Below are 17903 nucleotides of genomic sequence, written 5' to 3' on the forward strand. Positions count from 1 at the left end.
GCCGGCCCCCGCCGCGTCCGTCACCGCGGCTCTCACCGACATCGCGGATCCGGGGCCCCTTCTTCACCATCACCGTGGGCGGAACGGACCGGGGCCGGCATCCCATCGCCGACGACCACGCCCACGGTGTTCCGGACCTGATCGCGGCCACCACCGGGCGGTACCGAACCTCGGAGGCGCGGATCGGGGCGTCCATCGTGCAACTCGGCCATACCGCTCGGCTGTGCTCACCCCTGCCGGCCCGCGCTCTGGTGCACGGCGTCGTGCCCGACCTGGCCGGGTCGGCGGCTGGGCGCACTCCACGGTCCCCGCGATCGGTACTACTTCCAGACCTTCCGCAGGCTGCTGGACACCGACCGCGAACTGTTCCAGCGCTTCGCCGCCCTCACCGGCTTCAGCCGGGCCGCCCTGAACGGCTTCGGCCATGAGGGACTGCGTTCTCCGGCGGACCCATCATCGCCGACGACCTGCGTCCGCTCGCCCGCCGACCGCTGTGCGCGCCGATATCGCCGCCGGAGCCGGCGGACGAGGGGATCCAAGGCGTCGGTCATCGATCTCGTGTCGAGGGGGTGCGCGTGGTCGGGCGGCGGTGAGCCACAGGCAGGTCGGCCGGCGAGGAGGCTGAGTGCACAAATCGGCGGTAGGCGCCGGCACCCACACGGGCGGATCCGGCGGTTGTGGCGGTGTACCGATCGTACGGATCAACGCCTATGGCGCCGAGTCGGAGGTGGGCTCGGTGTGGCACGAAGCAGCAGGAAGTCCGTGCGCGGGCGCGCGTCGCTCGGCTGCGGTGTGGGGATCGCGGAGAGGTCGCGGGAGGGGTCGTAAGGTATCGCCATGAGCGATCCTCAGGCCGTTCGTGATGCCTTCGACATGTTGTTGGCGGGTAATCGGCGGTTCGTCGCCGGGGTGCCCGAGCATCCCAATCAGGATGCGGCCCGCCGCAGTGAGGTGGCGCCGGAGCAGAAGCCGTTCGCGGTGGTGTTCGGGTGTTCCGATTCCCGGCTGGCGGCCGAGGTCATCTTCGACCGCGGGCTCGGTGATCTGTTCGTGGTGCGTACGGCGGGTCATGTGACGGGGTCGGAGGTGCTGGGGAGCATCGAGTACGGGGTGAGCGTGCTGGGCTGCCCGCTGGTGGTGGTGCTGGGTCACGATTCCTGCGGCGCGGTCGCCGCCGCGCGGGCCGCGGTGACCGACGGCGTGAGCGTGCAGGGGTTCGTGCGGGACGTGGTGGAGCGGGTGACGCCCAGCGTGCTGGCCGCCCAGGCCGCCGGGCGCACCGGCGACGCCGACTTCATCGCCGAGCATGTGCGCCACACGGTCGACCTGCTGCTGGAGCGCTCGGGTGTCGTCGCCGACGCGGTGGCCGCGGGCCGGGCGGCGGTGGCGGGCCTGTCGTACCGGCTGACCGAGGGGACCGCCCATCTGGTCACCGAGCGGGGCCTGACGGCGGCGGCAGCGGGGCAGGTGGGTGCGTAGCCCGACAGCTCGGCACGCCGGGCCGTCCGGGTCGGTTTCGGCGACAGCGGCCCTGCCCCCCGAGGCCACCTGACCGGGCGGGTAACGGGGCGGATCGGCCGCGCCGAGCCTGGCCTCCGCGATGAATGCCAACCCGCAAGGGGCGGCTAGTCCCGCCGGTGGTCGGTGGCGGCCCGGCCCAGGTGCTCGGTCTGGCACTCGGCGCATCGCCCGGACCAGCCGTAGCCCGCGCAGGCGGCGCACTCCACGTCGGGGAGGAGCCGGCCGCCCTCGGCCATGCTGCGGGCGAACCGGTCGAACTCGGTGACGGTGAACACCGACCCGTCCCACACCGCCGCCGGCGCCTGGTCCCGGAACACCACACGGCCCGGCGCGGGGATCTCTCAGTGATCCGGTTCGTTAGAGGGGCAGTGACCAGCGCTGGAGCGGAGGAACTCTGTGGTTGATGTCCCGTTGTGGCTGTGGGTGGCCTTCATCGCAACGGTCGTCGTTGCGCTCGCGGTGGACCTGGTGGCGCACCGCAGCGCACACGTCATCGGCTTCAGGGAGGCCGCGTCGTGGAGCGCCCTGTGGGTGGGTCTGGCACTGGTGTTCGGGGCGGTCGTCTTCGTCGTCCTGGGTTCAGGGCCCGCGACGGAATACACCACGGCGTGGCTGCTGGAGAAGAGCCTGTCGGTCGACAACCTCTTCGTGTTCGCGTTGATCTTCGGCTACTTCAAGGTGCCGCGCGAATATCAGCACCGGGTGCTGTTCTTCGGGATCGTCGGCGCGCTGGTGTTCCGGGGGATCTTTCTGGCCTTGGGCGTGGCCGTGGTCAGCCGGTTCACCGCGGTGATGTTCGTGTTCGCCGCGGTGCTGTTCTACAGCGCCTACAAGATCCTCAAGCAGGAGGACGACGACTTCGATCCGGGCAAGAGCGTGGCGGTGCGGCTGCTGCGCAAGGTCGTCCCCGTGCAGGCCGAGTACGCGGGAACCAGGTTCTTCGTTCGGCAGGCCGGTAAGAGGGTGGCCACCCCGCTGCTCGCGGTCGTCGTCGCGATCGAGGCCGCCGACCTGGTCTTCGCCGTCGACAGCGTGCCCGCCGTCCTGGCGGTCAGCGACGACACCTTCATCGTCTACACCAGCAACGCCTTCGCCATCCTCGGCCTGCGAGCGCTGTACTTCCTCCTCGCCGGCATGCTCGACCGGTTCCACCACCTCAGCAAGGGCCTGGCGATCATCTTGGCGTTCATCGGCGTCAAACTCCTCCTGATCGCCGCCCACAAGACCATCGACTCCAGCATCCCGGAGATCCCCACACCCGTCAGCCTGGCCGTCATCGTCATCGTCTTGACCGCCTCGATCGTTCTGAGCCTACGACGGCCCCCCGATCACGCGCCCGACCGTACCGACCCTTCCCATGCGCCCGAGCACAAATGACAAGGGCACGGCTACGCGACGAACGCACCTTCCAGCCGAGCCCCACGCCGCTGATGGTCGGTGCGGCTGCCTGACCGGCCAGTCCCGGCGGATCACGGGCCGTCTCTTGACGCTTGCTCGGATCGGAATATCATCGCGGTATGGCGATTGATTTCGATTGTGGAATGACTTCGTTGGACGGGCTGGCACCGGCGGCGGCGCTGTTCCACTCGCTGGCCGACCCGGTCCGGCTGTCGATCGTGCAGCGGCTGGCGCGCGGGGAGGCGCGGGTGGTGGATCTGACCCGCGAACTGGGGCTCGGGCAGTCGACGGTGTCCAAGCACCTGGCGTGCCTGCGCGGCTGCGGGCTGGTGGACTACCGCGCCGAGGGCCGCCAGTCGTTCTACTTCCTGGCGGCCCCCGAACTGCTGGACCTGCTGCGCTCAGCCGAGCACCTGCTGACCGCCACCGACCGCGCCGTGGCACTCTGCCCCACCTACGGCACGGGCACCGGGCAGGCCGGGGCGCGCGCGCCCGGCGCGGACGCGACGACGTGACCGCGCTGTCGCCGGCCCCCTCGCCGCAGCGCCGCGCCGTGCTGGCACGGCGGGTTCGGTGGCTGGTGGCGGCCACCATCACCTACAACGCCGTCGAAGCCGTCGTCGCGATCACCGCCGGGACCATCGCCCGCTCCGGGGCCCTGGTGGCGTTCGGGCTGGACTCGGTGATCGAGGTCGCCTCCGCCGCCGCGGTCGCCTGGCAGTTCTCCGCCCGCACCCCCGACCTGGTCCAACAACGCGAGAAGCGCACCCTGCGGATCATCGCCGTCTCGTTCTTCGCGCTCGCCGCCTACGTCACCGCGGACTCGCTGCTCGCCCTGACCGGCGGCGGCACCGCCGAGCACTCCACGCCGGGCCTGGTGCTGGCCGCCCTGTCGCTGGCGATCATGCCGGGCCTGTCGGTCGCCCAACGCCGCACCGGCCGTGAACTCGGCTCCGCCAGCGCGGTCGCCGACTCCAAGCAGACACTGCTCTGCACCTACCTGTCCGGCGTGCTCCTGGCGGGCCTGGCCGTCAACAGCCTGCTCGGCTGGGCCTGGGCCGACCCCATCGCCGGCCTCGTCATCGCCGCCGTCGCCGTCAAGGAAGGCCGCGAAGCCTGGCGCGGAGACGCCTGCTGCGCCGTCCCCGCCACCGTCGCCTCGAAGCAGAGCGGCTGCTCCACCATCACGCCCACACCATGATCTCGGACCGGTCGATCGCGTCGGTATCGGTGCGGCAGACGACGCCGTGGTGGTCGGTCCAGCGTACGGTGCCAAACGTCGCGTACCGCTGCACCGCCGGGGCCACGGCATGGTTCGCCCAGGACTGATCAACCCGCGCCCCACCGTGGCCGGTGGGTGCGCACAGATCGGGGTCGTCATCGCGACGGGCCGGCTCGGCGGCGATGTCGACCAAGTCCTCTCGTTCCAGTGTCCGTCCGACGGCCCGGTCCTGGGTGGGGACGGTGGCGCCGCTTCGGTACGCGTTCACGGACGTGATCGTCAAGCGGGTCATGGGGATGCGGGTCTCCTTTCTCGCAGGTCATCAAGGGACGGGGTGGGGAGTCCACATGCCGTCGGGGCGGCGCAGTGGCGGAAGCCGGTCGAGCTGGTGGTGGGCGGCCTTCACCCGCCACGTGGCTCACCGGCGTTCGAGCTCTGCCACCACCAGAGAGGTGGTCCACGGCTCGTACACGGAGATCACCGCGCGTAGATAAGTAGCGTGGACGTACTGCTCCGCCCAAAGGCGCAGGGGGTTCATCGGTTCGATGGATCGGGGGAGTGGGGTCGCGGCAGGCGCGCGCATGGCGCGGCCCCTCCCCTCCTGCCACCGCGGCCGGCCCGGCGGCGTTGGCGGGCCGGACAGACGGCGGATTGCCCGGGATCCGGCACGCGAGAGGGCATGTCTGGGTCCCGTGCGGGTCTCAGGTCACTTCTTGTCCGGGAACCGGCGCAATGCGCCCTTGATCGCGGTGACCGCGTTCATCACCTGGTCGGCCTCGCAGATCCAGATGCCGCCCTTCCAGCAGAACCACACCCGGTTCCCGTCGTCGCGTCGCCGCCGCGCCTGTACCTCGACCGACCTGCCGTTGTCGGTGTTCGTCACGGTCAGATCGGATTGGCCCTCAGCAACGCCGTAGCCGCGCGTCCCAAGGCGCTCGGCCAGCCGGAACGTCGCAGCCTTGGTGTCGGTGTCCGACGAGGGCAGGCACGCGGCGGCTTCATCGGCGGCGTCCCTGAATTGCGCGGCGATCCGCTGCGCGGGGGTCGTTGTCGGCTCCGGCATCGCGGTTCCTTCCTCTCAGCACCGATGAAATCGGTGGTGCCCCCGGCCGTGAAGATGTGCGGCTGGTGGGGGTGTGCAGAGGGGATGTGAACGTGACGAGCTGGGTCTTATGCCACTGCTCAAGGGTGATGATCGCGGGGCGGGCGGGCCGGCGGGACCACACCATTCGCTGATCGGTTTGGCGCAGCTGCGGTTGGTGCGGGCGGCCCCGCCGGTTGAACACCTGGTAGCCGGTGTACTTCGGTTGGGCGAGCGTCCGGGCGACGCGTGCGCGGGGTCCAGGGGCGCTGCCCTTCGGCGAGCGGGTGGCGGTCGGGGTCGGCGGCGAGCCGGCGGGCGCGCCGTAGCCGGAAAGCGAGGTCGACGGGTGCGGCACTCGCGAAAGCTGAGCTGGAGGAGGACAGCCGCCGACTTCGGCAGGGGCTTGAGACAGGCACGGGTCGGGTTGTGGCTCTGCCGCCATCTTCTTGATGTACCGGTCCTAGGGCCAGACTGATCGTGATTCTCAGGCTTGCCGAGGGTGCAGTGGAGCACTTGCTATTCCTGCGTCGTCAGGACATGAGCGTCTGGCAACCGCTGGGCGTTCACCGGGATGTCGCGTGCATCCAGATCGGTGCGAGCGTGAGTACCCGCACAGTACCCCGGCGCGACTCCCATGATGGAAATCGCTTTCCCTGGTCGGTGCCTGCTGGCAGGGTGTGGTTGGTGACAGGCGATGGCGATGCCGGCAAGTACGACGAGGCGTGGGCGTTGGAAATGCTCCGCCGGCTGCAACGAGGCACACAGGAGGCGCGTGAGCGTCGCGACGCGCTCGCGGCAGCGGTCGACGAAATAGCTGACGGATTCACGAAGTTGGGCCTCAAGCCTTGGATAATGAGGGGAAAGAGCCCAGCGCAAGAGGACATGAAGGCCCCCGACGTCCTGCTCGGTGACCGCGCCGAGCCGGCCGCAACGATTCTCAGATATGAATCAGCGGTCAACATCCTTAGCGCCGCCGATCAGCTTCGGGGTTTCGCCGTCCTGCTTCGCGCGGAGGCATCTTTGATGGGCGCGGTCTCGGTCGCGCGCGGGATCTTCGAGGCGTGCCTATGGGCCACAGCGGTGATCGACCCGACCATCACGACTGACGAGCGTCTGGAACGCGCCCTGACGCGTCGCCTCGCACGGCTCTCGGCAGGTATCCGTCTCAAAGACATGCTCGGCGATGGCGTCACTGACGCCAACCATGTCATCGACAACGACGGCCACGTCGACGACGAGCACGGTACCAACCGCGATCCCGTCAAGGACATCGCCGACATCTTGGTCTACGCCAAGGGCCGGGGCTGGCCCGTGAAGAAGGGCCGCCGCGCCTCCGAGATCACGCCCCTTTCGATTGACTGGCTCAACGAAAACCTTGAGCGCCGAATCGGCATCGAAGGGTATGCCTGGACGAGCGGGTCGTCGATGGCGCACGGCGAGCATGCCGCCGACACGGCAGCTCACAGGCTTTCAGTGCGATCACCAGGGATTTAGCCTCCGACCCGACACGGTGTCCAACCGCCGAAACCAGGGTCACCGGCAGCCACCAGAACCGCCCCGACCACCGGCTGTGACCACCCCGGCGTAAGGCGCTCGACTGACGGCAGCCCCCGCCGCGCGATCAAGACCTACCTGGCACCTCGGGACACGTTTGGGAGTGGGACGCCGACATGGGACGCCGCCTCGAACTCGGTCTGGCGGCCTGACCCGCCGTGGCGAGCGCGCGCCGTTCTGCCCGGACGGGTGGGCCGAGGCGTGCCAGCGGTAGTCCAGGCGCCGGGTGGCCTCCAGGGCGCGTTTGCCTGGTTTGGTCGGGTTGGACTGGCCGGGCCGGTCGTTGAGGACGGAGCTCACCGTGGTCTGGGAGCATCCTGGCCCATCCCCTCGGCTACGCGAGCGCCGGTCGGGTTGCGCGGGATCAACGCGGTCGGCTCAGTGATGGGCAGATGTCGCGGTAGCCGATGCCGGGCGCGACGTACTGGGCCCATTCGGTGCGGGTGAGGGTGCGACCGGCGATGGAGCAGGCGATCGCCACCGGGTCCGCGGGTATGGCGACGTTCCATCGCCGGACGGTCCCGCTTGTGTCGCCGGTGATCAGGGACGTCCCGTCGCCGGTGAAGACCAGGGACTCCACCGGCCCGCCGTGACCGGCGAGGGGCGCGCCTCTTTGGGTCTGGCCGGCGACGTCCCAGAGCCTGGCGACCTGGTCTTGGCCGCCCGTGGCCAGCGTCGTCCCGTCGCGGCTGAAGGCCAGGGCCGTCACCGTTGCGGAGTGGCCGGTGAGCGGGGTGCCGATCTGGCGCCGGTCGCGGACGTCCCACAGTACGGTGGTGTTGGCGGCGCCGATGGCCAGGGTGCGGTTGTCGGGGGCGAAGGCCAGGACGCCGGCCTGGTCGGTGACCCCGCTGATCTGGGTGAGCGGCTTGTGGTCCGAGACGTTCCAGAGCCGGACCGTCCGGCCGGTGCCGGCGGCCAGCGTCCTGCCGTTGGGGCTGAAGGCCAGCGATGACACCTCGGTGCCCGACGAGAAGAGCGGCCGCTTGGTGATCAGGGTGCGGGTCCGCAGGTCCCACAACTGCACCTTGCCGTCGACGGTCGGGGAGCTCGTTTCACCCTGTGAGCCTCCGCCGGTGGCCAGCACGCGCCCGTCCGGGCTGATGGCCATCGCGCTGATGCGGCCCTGCGGGCCGCCGCCCGGGGCGTATCCGCGTCGCGCCACCGGATCCCAGATCCTGACCTCGCCGTAGAGGTTGCCGGTCGCGAAGGTCCGTCCGCCGGGGGCCACCGTGATCATGTCGGGCGAGGTGAGCATCGGTGTACCCGCCGCCGGGAGGGCCGGTCGTGTCTCCCGCCCGGTGGTGATGTCCCACGTCCGGAACACGGCCGAGCCGCCGCCGTACACGCCGTTGTCGCTGACGAGGGTCCGTCCGTCCGGGCTGAATCCGAGGTGGATCTTGTTCTCGGGGGGGCCGACGCGGAAGGGACGGTGATCGGGCTGGTGGACGCTGACGTCCCACAGCCGCATCGCCCTCGCGGGATCGTCCCCGTCCAGGGAGACCACGGTGTCCTCGTCGGCGAACGTGGCGACGCTCATCGAGCCGTCGCCTTCGGTTCCGATGGAACCGACGTGCGTGCCGCTCTTCTCCCACAGTTGGGAGCCGACGACCACGACCCGCCCGTCGGGACTGAACGGTCCCACGGTGCTTGCAAGGTCCAGGGGAATGGCGCCGCCTTGCTGCCGCCCGGTCCGCGCATCCCACAGGAACACGTTGAGGCGATCGTCTGACTTCGCGTACTCCTGCGTGACGACGGTCTGTCCGTCCGGGCTTACCGCCGTTGCCTCGCCTTTCACGGGGAAGGAGGCGGTGCGCCGGCCGGTGGCCAGGTCCCACAGCCCCACGGTGTCCGGGCCGTCGCCGGTCACCTCGCCGACGGCCACGGTCGTGGCACGGGAGTCGATCACAGGAGAGACGTCGGCGCTCCCGGCGGACGGGTAGGGGATGAAGGGACCGTGCTGGCGGCCGCTCTGTACGTCCCAGAGCGCGACACCCTGGCCGTTGTCGACGGCGACCTTCTTTCCATCGGAGGTGAAGACCACCGAATCGGGTTGGGACGGTACGGGCAGGTCGCCCAGCGGCCGGCGGGTGCGCACGTCCCAGAGTCGCACGGCCTTCTGCAGCACTTCGCCGGTGTCGTCCACTTCGCTGATGGCGGCGGCCAGCGTCCGGCCATCCGGGCTCAACGCCACCGACGCCCCTCCCCGCGGCAGCGAGGGGGTGTACAGGCGCAGGAAACCGCCGATCTGGCGGTTCCTTCGCACATCCCACAGTGCGATGGTGCCGTCGTCGTTGCCGATGGCGAGCAACCGTCCGTCGCGGTCGGCGGAGACCGAGACGGCATTGCGCTGGTATCCGCTCAGGACTCCGCGCGCCGGGTTGGCGACGAGGTTGAGCAGCGCGGCGCGGCTGTCGGCGGTTTCACGGATGCCGTGGGCGGCGACCGCGAGCAGGGCCGCCTTGTCCGGGGCGATGGCGCTGAACTGCCGGCTCTGGGCGGCGAGTTGCCGTGAAGCCGCGGTGTCGCGCTGCCGCACGGTGGTTCGCTGTGCCTGGACCGCCCATCCCGTGGCCGTCAGCGACAGCACCGTGGTCACCGCGAGCACGACCGCGATCATGCGGGTACGGCGGCTGCGCGCGGTCTGGGCGCGGGTGCTGGCCTCCAGCAGGCCGCGTTCCAGCCGGTTGAGGGACTGGCGGCGCCCGGCGGTGGTGGCATAGCCGACGGCCTCGTCCAGGTGCGCGCCGGTCAGCACGTCGCCGCGGCGCCGCCCGTGATCGTCCCAGGTACGGGCGGCCTGGCGGATGCGCTGGTGGGTGCCCAGCCCCTCGCGCTCGTCCGCGACCCAGCTCCGCAGCCGCGGCCAGGCCCGTAGCACTGCCGGACGCGCCAGGACGACCTGTTGGTCGGTCTCGACCAGCAGCGGATGAAATGCCCGGGTCAGGTGCTGCAGTGCCCGCAACTCGGCGGGATCGTCCCGGTCGGCCAGTTCCGCGATCGCCACGGGACGGGTGGCCAGGCTCCCGTCCTCGCCAGGCACCACGCACCGCAGGAACACCTCCGGGACGAGACTCTGCTCGTGCGGCGGCAGGGCGGCGTAGGCGTCCTCGGCGACCTTGCCCAGTGCCGGGTCGCCCGGCTCCCACCGCGTCCGCAGCCCCGACTGGGCGGCCCCGGAGGCGACCAGTTCCGCCAGGTCGCCCGCGCCTTCTCGGGGGTCTTCGGTGAGCGCGGCCAGGATCGTCCGCGCGGACGGGCGGTGCAGCGGGTCCTTGGCCAGCGCCGCCTCCGCCAAGGGACGCAGCGCTTCGGGCAGCGCGCTCAGGTCGGGGTGGTGGGTGCGGATCCGGTGGGCGATCTCGGGCAGCGCGCCGCCCCGGAATGCGTGCTCGCCGGTGGCCGCGAACACCACGATCGCGCCCCAGGCGAACACGTCGGCCTCGGCCCCGGCGCGCTGCCCCGCGTACACCTCCGGCGCCATGTACCGCAGCGTCCCGGCGAACCCGCCGCCCTCGGTGGCCGTATGCGTGTCCAGTATCCGCGCGACCCCGAAGTCGATCAGGCGTGGCCCGTCCGGGCCCAGCATCACGTTGCCGGGCTTGAGGTCACGGTGCACCACCCGTGCCTGGTGGATGGCCGCCAGCGCGGTGGCGACCCCGATCCCGAGGCGGTGCAGATCGTCCCCGGTGAACCGGCGTCCCTGGCGTTCGCCGGTGCCGTTGACGGTGTCCTGAAGGCTGAGGCCGTCGATGTACTCGCTGACGATGTAGGGCCGGGGCGGTTCCAGCCGCACCTGAAGGATCTTGGCAGTGCAGAACGAGGCGACCCGCTGCGCGGCCCGCGCCTCGGCGGCCATCCGCTCCAGTTCCTTGGGCGACCCCTGGACTCCGTGCAGCACCTTGACCGCCACCCGGCTCCCGTCCGGAGCGTAGGCGTCGTACACGACACCCTGCCCACCGGCGCCCAGACGTCCCGACAGCCAGAACTCACCGATCCGTTCGGGATCTCCCGCCTCCAGCCGACCCGACACCCAGATCACCCCATCCAGAACGTCGCCTGTGGTGGTAGGCCGCCCGCGCCCGCCACGATCAGTGAACGATCAACAACCCACTACGACGACGCGGATCCGGGACGAGTTCGGTGGTTTCCTCCGCGTCTATCTCGGCAGCACCCAAGCCTGTCCGGGGGTGAAGTCCGTTGAGGAACCGCCGACGCTGGTCGACCTGCGCGCCCGAACCACCGCGATGCTGCCCCGCGTCGATCTGCCCGAGGTGATCCTGGAGGTGATGTCGTGGGAGCCGTCGCCGGCCGAGGCGTTCACGGCGGTTTCCGGCGGACGGTCCCCATCTGGGCGTCTCGATCGCCGCCTGCCTGGCGGCGCACTCGATGAACGTCGGGTACCGGCCGATCGCCAAGAGCGGCGTGCCCGCGCTGGAGCGGTTGCGGCGGTCGGCCGGAAACACGCAAGCGGGGCGGCCCTCCAGAACCAGGACCGGCGGGCCCCGCGAGCAGCACCACCAAGACAAGCCACATGTGCATCAGAGACGGAGTGCGCACGAGGTCCTGCTCCACATGCAGCCGCATGTGGAGCAGGACCTCGTGCGTGACCAGCAGTCGCGCCGCGGCCTCCCACCCCGGACCGGCTGCGGCTACGGCGCTGTTGTCGAGTCCTTCAGCGCCGGCCGCTATCGCCGGCTGCTCCCAGGTACCGGCGGTGGAACCATCCCTCGGGTGCCCCGCCGTCCACGACGATGGCGCGTTCGCTGATCAGCCACCTGCCGTCGGCCTGGCGGGTGAAGACGTCGCGCCAGCAGCCCCAGTGGTCGGGCGCGGCCTCGTCCGTGACGGCCAGGAAGGCTGCCTCGGTGCGGGCGGTGCCGTCGCCGTCGAAGACGATGTCGATGGTGGTGAGATGGTGGCGGATGTAGGCGGCCTCCTCGCCTCGCAGGACGTCCGACAGCGACGTGGCCGGTACGGGCGTGCCGTCGGGCAGCAGCACCCGCGCGTCATCGGCGAACAGCGGAAGCATGTCGTCGAAGTCCATCTTGTCGCGCGCCGTGTGGGCGTAGCGGTGTAGAACGGCGGTGATGAGGGCGCGGTCGTCCGCGCGGGCCTGGGTGAAGGAAAGATCCGGCACGATTCGTCCTATCTGGGTGGTGCGGTCAGCGAGCGGTGCTGATCCAGTTGTTGATCGCCGTAGTGGCCGAGTCCGGGACCGGCTCCTGGTCGTCGGCCCAGGCGACGTACCCGTCCGGGCGGACGAGCAGACTGCGCACGCCTGCCAGCTCGGCGGGCGGGAGCACGGGCACTCCCGTGACGACGCCGACGAGGGCCGGGTCGTGGCCGAGGTCGCGGTAGGTGTTGCCGTCGGTGAGATCCACGAGCACGAAGGCGTGCTCGCGGAGCAGTTCCCCGATTCGTACCGTGCCCGTGGCGGTCAGCAGTTCCAGGTCGGGTGCCGGCATGCCGGTGAGGCGGTGGGCGCCGGGCTGGGCGGGGTAGGGGGACAGCAGTCCGTTGAGCTCCAGCGCGGTCCGCCGGTTCACCTCCGGGATCGGAAGGATCTCGCGCTGGTACATGCGCTTGAAGGTGATGCCCTCCGGGGTGAAGTCGTGCTGGACGGCGCCCTGCGACTCGACGCTCTCCAGCAGCTCGAGGGCGACCGGGCGGCGCTCGCTTTCGTAGCTGTCGAGTAGGGCCTCTCCGGCGTGACCGTTCACGACCGCGGCCAGCTTCCAGCCGAGGTTGAAGGCGTCCTGAAGGCAGAAGTTCATGCCGACGCCGCTGGCCGGGTAGTGGACGCGGGCGGCCTCTCCCACCAGCAGCACGCGGCCGTCGCGGAAGCGGGGGGCGATCCGTTGCGCGTCGGTGTAGCGGGAGGCCCACGCGAGCTCGTCGACCTCGATCGGGGTCTCGAAGATCTCGTGCAGGCAGCGCCGGACCTCGTCGGCGGTCACCGGTTCGTTCTGGGGGGCGGCGCGGCGCTGGGCGTGCACGATGACGAAACGGGTGATGGGCTCGGTTCCGTCGCCGAACGGGTAGGTCATGCACCAGCCATGCTCGTTGTCGGTCATGTGGTGACCGGCCGCGCCGAAGGGGAACTCCATCCTGGCGTCGGCGACGATGCCGGTGAAGGTCGCGTCGTGCCCTTCGAAGCCGATGCCGGCCTGGCGGCGGACGACGCTGCGGGCGCCGTCCGCGCCGACGACGTACCGGGCGGTGATGGTCTCGGCGCGGTCGTCGCCGTCGCGGAAGCCCACCTGGACCCCGTGGTCGTCCTGGGTGATCCGCTCGGCGACGGCCCCCTGGCGGATGTCGGCGCCCTGCCGGCGGGCGTGGTCGAGCAGGATCTCCTCGGTGATGCCCTGGGGAAGGATCAGTCCGAAGCCGAACCTGGAGCCCAGATGGTGCCAGTGCACGGGTCCGAGCCCGGCCCACATGTGGACGGGAACGGTGGGGACGCCGTGCAGTGCGCGGGCCCGTTCGACGAAGCGGCCGGCGAGGCCCCGGGAGTCGAGGATCTCCAGCACGCGCGGGAGGATCGTCCCCGCGCGGGAGGCCACGGGCTCGCGCCGTCGTTCCAGGACGGTGACCCTCGCTCCCGCGTGGGCCAGTTCGGCGGCCGTCAGCAGGCCGGAAGGGCCACCGCCGACCACCACGACGTCGCTGTCCATGGGTTCTCCTTGCTCTGGGGGACTCGTGGGGGCCGCTTTTGAAGGCAGGTCACAGGTGCGCGCGCAGGAAGCGCGCGACGGTGGCGGCGACATCGCTCCGGGCGAACGCGGGGTCTTCGTGGTTGGCGCCGTCGATGAGGACGAGTTCGGCGGTGCCTCCGGCGTCCGTCACCGCCTCGGCCAGCCACCGGCTCTGCTGTGGGGACACGACCGCGTCGGCCGTGCCGTGCAGGAGCAGCATGGGCGGGGCGCCCGGGGCGGCATGCGCCACAGGGCTCGCCGGACGCAGGTCCTCGTCGCTCGCCTCGTCCTCGGGAACGCCGATGAGCAATGCCTGCAGATAGGTCAGGGTGGGCGGCATCGGCACCCAGTCGGGCCAGACGGTGTCCAGCACGGCCGCGGGAGGCGCCAGTGACGGGTCCGGCGGCGCCTGGGCGGCCCGCGAGGTGAGGTCGTAGTAGCCGAAGTAGCCCACCATCGCCTGGACGCCGCCGCTGGTCAGGGCGGCCAGCGCGGCCAGGTGCGCCCCCGCGGAGGCGCCGAGCACACCGATCCGCTCGGTGGCCAGTCCGTGGGCGGCCCCGTGGCGCCTCAGCCAGTCCACGGCCGCGGCGAGGTCGTCCAGTTGGGCGGGGAGCTTGGCGGTGTCGCTGGTCCGGTAGTCGATGGCGGCGACGGCGATGCCGTGCTCGGTGAGAGCTCGCAGCCGTTCGGGGGCGTCCTTGCGGCTCCCGGTGAGCCATCCCCCGCCGTGCAGGTACACCGCGACCGGCGCGGCGTCCGCGCCTTCGGGGACGTGCAGGTCGAGCCGCAGCTCGGCGCTCTCGGGACGGGCGTACACCAGGTCGGTCTCCACCGCGTTCTTCCTCTCGGGGCAGGTGAGTGGAGTCATGTGTACTCGGTCACATTCGATTGGTCAAGAAAGATTCGAAAATAGCCCCGATCATCGAATATCTGTTACGGTCGCCGCCATGGCGCAGACTCAGAGCGGCTCCACCCGCGTGGACGCGGTCTACGACCGGCTGCGCGCCGACATCCTCGGCGGCCGGATGGAGCCCGGGCAGCGGCTGAAGTTCTCGGAACTGTGCGAGCGCTACCAGACCAGCGTGGGCGTGGCTCGCGAGGCGCTGGTGCGGCTGACCGGCGAGGGGCTGGTCACGACCCAGGCACACCAGGGGTTCGCGGTCACCCCGCTGTCCCACAGCGACCTCGCCGAGCTCACCCAGGCCCGGGTCGAGATCGAGTCCCTGGTACTGCGGCTGTCCGTGCAGGACGGCGACATGCAGTGGGAGGCCAGGGCCGTCGCCGCGCACCACGTGCTGGAACGCACGGCGTTCGTCGACACCGACGATCCCACCCATCCGACAGACGAATGGTCAGCGGCACACGCGGCCTTCCACCTGGCCCTGCTGGACGGCTGCCGCAACAACCGGCTGCTCGCCACCGCACGAGCGCTACGGGAGGAGGCGGAGCTGTACCGGCAGTGGTCGGTGTCGTTCGGCCAGGAACCCGACCGCGACCTGGCCGGCGAACACCGGGCGATGCTGGACGCCGCGGTCGCCCGCGACGTGGACCTGGCCGCCCGGCTGCTCCGCGACCACATCGCCCATACCGCTCAGTTGCTCATCATCTGTGCAGCCGACGTGCCCAACCCCCGGCTCGCCTCCCCAGCGTGAGAGAAGAGTCCTCATTGCGCATCGCAAATCTGTCCGATCGTCTCGTCCTGGTCACCGACGCAGGCCGTGCCGTTGACGTGGAGACGGTCAGTGGCGGGGTCTTCTCGTCCGACCCGCAGACCGTGTACGGCCGCTGGACCGATTTCCGTGCCTGGGCCTCCTCCGCGGACCTGCCTGCGGGGACGGAGTTCGACGCCGCCGACCTCGGAGCGCCGGCGCCCGCCCCGCGTCAACTGCTCGCGGTGGGGCTGAACTACCGCGACCATGCCGATGAGTCGGGGTTCGCGGTACCGGAGAATCTGCCTCCGGTGTTCACCAGGTTCGCCTCCAGCATCACCGGGCCGGTGACGAGGGTGAGGCTGCCCGAAGGCGGCCACACCGACTGGGAGGTCGAGCTCGTCGTGGTCATCGGCACCGAGGCCCGTCACATCGCGGAGGCCGACGCGTGGTCGCACGTGGCCGGGCTGACGATCGGCCAGGACGTCTCCGAGCGGGTCACCCAGATGGCCGGGCCGGCGCCGCAGTTCAGCCTGGGTAAGTCGTTGCCCGGCTTCACCCCCATGGGCCCCTGGCTGGTCACCCCCGACTCCATCGCCGACCCCTCCGACCTGGAGCTACGGGCCGCGATCAACGGAGAGCAGGTCCAGAAGGGCCGCACCCGCGACCTGATCTTCCCGGTGCCGACGCTGATCGCCCGGCTGTCGGCGATCCTGCCGCTGCTCCCCGGGGACGTCATCTTCACCGGCACTCCGGCGGGAGTCGGCGTGGGCCCGTTCCCCGCAGCGCGTGGCTGGCCCCCGGCGACGAGCTCGTCAGCGGCATCGACGGCATCGGCGAACTGCGCCAGACCTTCGTCCGTTAGGAGACACCGATGGCCCTGCATCGCCTGGCCTCCTTCACCATGGGAGTGCCCGACGTCCCCGGCCCCTCGGCCCCTACAACGGCCCCGACCGCTACGTGCGGACCGGAGGCCGCGCCCCCGGCATCCTGCGCGAAGGCCCGTCCACCCCAGGGGGTCTGCCACGTCGTGCTCGGCACCACCGACCTGGCGGTCACCCTTGGCTTCTTCCGCGACGGCCTCGGCCTCAAGGCCGGCGACCACATCAAGGACGCCGCAGCGTTCCTGCGCTGCTCCACCGACCACCACAAGGTCCTGATCATGAACGCCCCCGTCACATTCCTGCACCACAGCTCCTGGCAGGTCGACGACATCGACGAGGTCCTCGAGGGCGCCAGGGGACTGTTCAACTGGGGCCCGCCACCTCCGCCCTCATTCCTGCACCCCGACGGCCTCGCCGCCCTCATGACCGGATCACACAGTGCCTGAGCAGACCACCAAGTACGTGGCCGACGCCGCGCAGGCCGTCGCCGACGTCCACGACGGAGCATCCCTGGCCTTCGGAGGATTCGGCCTGTGCGGCATCCCCGAGACCCTCATCCGCGCCGTGGGCGACACCGGCGCGGGCGATCTGCGGCTGGTGTCCAACAACTGCGGGACCGACGACCGCGGGCTGGGCCTCCTGCTGGCGTCCGGCCAGGTCTCCCGCGTCACCGCCTCCTATGTCGGAGAGAACAAGCTCTTCGCCGACCTGTACCTGACCGGGGCGCTGGAGGTCGAACTGATCCCGCAGGGCACACTCGCCGAGCGGCTCCGCGCCGGCGGCATGGGCATTCCCGCCTTCTACACACCGGCGGGCGTCGGAACACCGGCCGCCGAGGGCGGCATCCCGCTGCGCCACGCCCCGGACGGCAGCGTCGCGAAGGCCGGCCCGCCCAAGGAAATCCGCACCTTCAACGGCCGTGACCATGTCCTGGAAACTGCCATCACCTGTGACTTCGCCCTCGTTCACGCGGCCCGCGGCGACCGGCACGGCAACCTGGCCTTCCACTCCTCGGCCCGTAACTTCAACCCGCTGGCCGCTCTCGCGGGCCGGATCACGATCGCGGAGATCGAGGAATTCGTCGGCGAGCTGCCGCCCGACGAGGTCCACCTGCCCGGGATCTTCGTGCAGCGGGTGCTGCCGCTCACCCCCGCCCAGGCCGCCGACAAGACCATCGAGAAGAGGACGGTACGGCTCTGATGCCCTGGACCCGCGACGAGATGGCCGCCCGCGCCGCCGCCGAGCTTCCCCACGGCGCCTACGTCAACCTCGGCATCGGCCTGCCCACCCTCATCCCCCAATATCTCCCCGAAGACGTACACGTCACGCTGCACTCGGAGAACGGAATCCTGGGCGTCGGACCCTATCCCACCGAGGCCGAGGTAGACCCCGACCTCGTCAACGCCGGCAAGCAGACCGTGACGGCCCGCCCGGGCGCCTCCTTCTTCGACTCCGCGCTCTCCTTCGGAATGATCCGCGGTGGACATCTGGACGTCGCCGTCCTCGGCGCCATGCAGGTCTCGGCGGCCGGTGACCTGGCCAACTGGATGATCCCCGGAAAGATGGTCAAGGGCATGGGCGGTGCCATGGACCTCGTCCACGGTGCGCGCCGCGTCATCGTCGTCACCGAGCACACCGCCAAGGACGGCACACCCAAGATCGTTGCCCGATGCACCCTGCCGCTCACCGGACGCGCCTGCGTCCATCGCGTGATCACCGACCTGTGCGTCCTCGACGTCACATCCGACGGCCTTCGCCTGATCGAGACCGCCCCCCAGGTCACGCCCCAGGCGGTCCGCGCCGCCACCGACGCCCCGATCCTCCCCGACTGAACGGCACCCCGGACCGGGCGCCGCCGTGTTCAGGCCGCTGGCCCTGTATCAGCGCGTG

General features: G+C 70.7%; 16 protein-coding genes and 1 pseudogene. 10 read left to right on the top strand and 7 right to left on the bottom strand.

What is annotated here, in order from left to right; translation table 11 throughout:
• Nucleotides 1-837 precede the first annotated feature (837 nt).
• On the top strand, nucleotides 838-1479 hold the full coding sequence (locus DFJ69_RS30740; RefSeq protein WP_116025820.1) for a carbonic anhydrase: 642 nt from the start codon (nucleotides 838-840) through the stop codon (nucleotides 1477-1479).
• A gap of 146 nt (nucleotides 1480-1625) precedes the next feature.
• On the opposite strand, the gene DFJ69_RS35105 is transcribed toward DFJ69_RS30740, so the two are convergent.
• Entirely contained in the window at nucleotides 1626-1838 is a 213-nt protein-coding gene (locus DFJ69_RS35105; protein ID WP_211328864.1) for a hypothetical protein, read from the bottom strand.
• 79 nt (nucleotides 1839-1917) lie between these two features.
• Between DFJ69_RS35105 and DFJ69_RS30750 the strand changes: the two genes are divergently transcribed.
• The 3 genes from DFJ69_RS30750 to DFJ69_RS30760 all read left to right on the top strand — a co-directional run bounded on the left by DFJ69_RS30750 (nucleotide 1918) and on the right by DFJ69_RS30760 (nucleotide 4120).
• Complete coding sequence (locus DFJ69_RS30750; RefSeq protein WP_116025821.1) at nucleotides 1918-2898, top strand: TerC family protein; 981 nt, start codon at nucleotides 1918-1920, stop codon at nucleotides 2896-2898.
• 164 nt (nucleotides 2899-3062) lie between these two features.
• Nucleotides 3063-3434 carry an ArsR/SmtB family transcription factor gene (locus DFJ69_RS30755; protein ID WP_116025822.1) on the top strand — a complete coding sequence of 124 codons (372 nt, stop codon included), beginning with the start codon at nucleotides 3063-3065 and terminating at the stop codon, nucleotides 3432-3434.
• Nucleotides 3431-4120: a cation efflux transmembrane domain-containing protein gene (locus DFJ69_RS30760; RefSeq protein WP_116025823.1), complete on the top strand. Its 690-nt coding sequence runs from the start codon at nucleotides 3431-3433 to the stop codon at nucleotides 4118-4120. The genes DFJ69_RS30755 and DFJ69_RS30760 overlap by 4 nt, the downstream gene beginning before the upstream one ends.
• On the opposite strand, the gene DFJ69_RS30765 is transcribed toward DFJ69_RS30760, so the two are convergent.
• Both DFJ69_RS30765 and DFJ69_RS30770 read right to left on the bottom strand, forming a co-directional pair.
• Entirely contained in the window at nucleotides 4104-4334 is a 231-nt protein-coding gene (locus tag DFJ69_RS30765) for a hypothetical protein (RefSeq protein ID WP_147312518.1), read from the bottom strand. The genes DFJ69_RS30760 and DFJ69_RS30765 overlap by 17 nt on opposite strands.
• 513 nt (nucleotides 4335-4847) lie before the next feature.
• A complete protein-coding gene (locus DFJ69_RS30770; RefSeq protein ID WP_116025825.1) occupies nucleotides 4848-5204 on the bottom strand; it encodes a hypothetical protein in 357 nt (118 codons plus the stop codon).
• Between the two features lie 498 nt (nucleotides 5205-5702).
• Between DFJ69_RS30770 and DFJ69_RS30775 the strand changes: the two genes are divergently transcribed.
• Complete coding sequence (locus tag DFJ69_RS30775; protein WP_147312519.1) at nucleotides 5703-6719, top strand: hypothetical protein; 1017 nt, start codon at nucleotides 5703-5705, stop codon at nucleotides 6717-6719.
• A gap of 424 nt (nucleotides 6720-7143) precedes the next feature.
• Here the strand turns inward: DFJ69_RS30775 and DFJ69_RS30780 are convergent, their stop codons facing one another.
• From DFJ69_RS30780 to DFJ69_RS30795, 4 genes are all read right to left on the bottom strand, one after another.
• The gene (locus DFJ69_RS30780) at nucleotides 7144-10812 is read right to left on the bottom strand and encodes a protein kinase domain-containing protein (protein WP_147312520.1); all 3669 of its coding nucleotides are present in this window, start codon (nucleotides 10810-10812) and stop codon (nucleotides 7144-7146) included.
• Nucleotides 10813-11454: 642 nt separating this feature from the next.
• Entirely contained in the window at nucleotides 11455-11919 is a 465-nt protein-coding gene (locus DFJ69_RS30785; protein WP_170177866.1) for a nuclear transport factor 2 family protein, read from the bottom strand.
• Nucleotides 11920-11944: 25 nt separating this feature from the next.
• Nucleotides 11945-13456, bottom strand: a complete 1512-nt coding sequence (locus DFJ69_RS30790; protein WP_116025829.1) for an FAD-dependent oxidoreductase — start codon at nucleotides 13454-13456, stop codon at nucleotides 11945-11947.
• Nucleotides 13457-13505: 49 nt separating this feature from the next.
• Nucleotides 13506-14348 (bottom strand): alpha/beta hydrolase, encoded by an 843-nt coding sequence (locus DFJ69_RS30795; RefSeq protein ID WP_116025830.1) that lies wholly within the window; start codon nucleotides 14346-14348, stop codon nucleotides 13506-13508.
• Between the two features lie 79 nt (nucleotides 14349-14427).
• Between DFJ69_RS30795 and DFJ69_RS30800 the strand changes: the two genes are divergently transcribed.
• The 5 genes and pseudogenes from DFJ69_RS30800 to DFJ69_RS30820 all read left to right on the top strand — a co-directional run bounded on the left by DFJ69_RS30800 (nucleotide 14428) and on the right by DFJ69_RS30820 (nucleotide 17845).
• A complete protein-coding gene (locus tag DFJ69_RS30800) occupies nucleotides 14428-15132 on the top strand; it encodes a GntR family transcriptional regulator (RefSeq protein ID WP_116025831.1) in 705 nt (234 codons plus the stop codon).
• A 242-nt stretch (nucleotides 15133-15374) separates the two neighbouring features.
• Nucleotides 15375-15860: pseudogene (locus tag DFJ69_RS35900) on the top strand (fumarylacetoacetate hydrolase family protein); the annotation flags it as partial.
• 143 nt (nucleotides 15861-16003) lie between these two features.
• On the top strand, nucleotides 16004-16459 hold the full coding sequence (locus DFJ69_RS30810; protein WP_245974644.1) for a VOC family protein: 456 nt from the start codon (nucleotides 16004-16006) through the stop codon (nucleotides 16457-16459).
• A complete protein-coding gene (locus tag DFJ69_RS30815) occupies nucleotides 16452-17213 on the top strand; it encodes a CoA transferase subunit A (RefSeq protein WP_211328865.1) in 762 nt (253 codons plus the stop codon). The genes DFJ69_RS30810 and DFJ69_RS30815 overlap by 8 nt, the downstream gene beginning before the upstream one ends.
• Entirely contained in the window at nucleotides 17213-17845 is a 633-nt protein-coding gene (locus tag DFJ69_RS30820; protein ID WP_116025832.1) for a CoA transferase subunit B, read from the top strand. The genes DFJ69_RS30815 and DFJ69_RS30820 overlap by 1 nt, the downstream gene beginning before the upstream one ends.
• Nucleotides 17846-17903 lie beyond the last annotated feature (58 nt).

It is taken from the genome of Thermomonospora umbrina (genome assembly GCF_003386555.1).
GTDB lineage: Bacteria > Actinomycetota > Actinomycetes > Streptosporangiales > Streptosporangiaceae > Thermomonospora > Thermomonospora umbrina.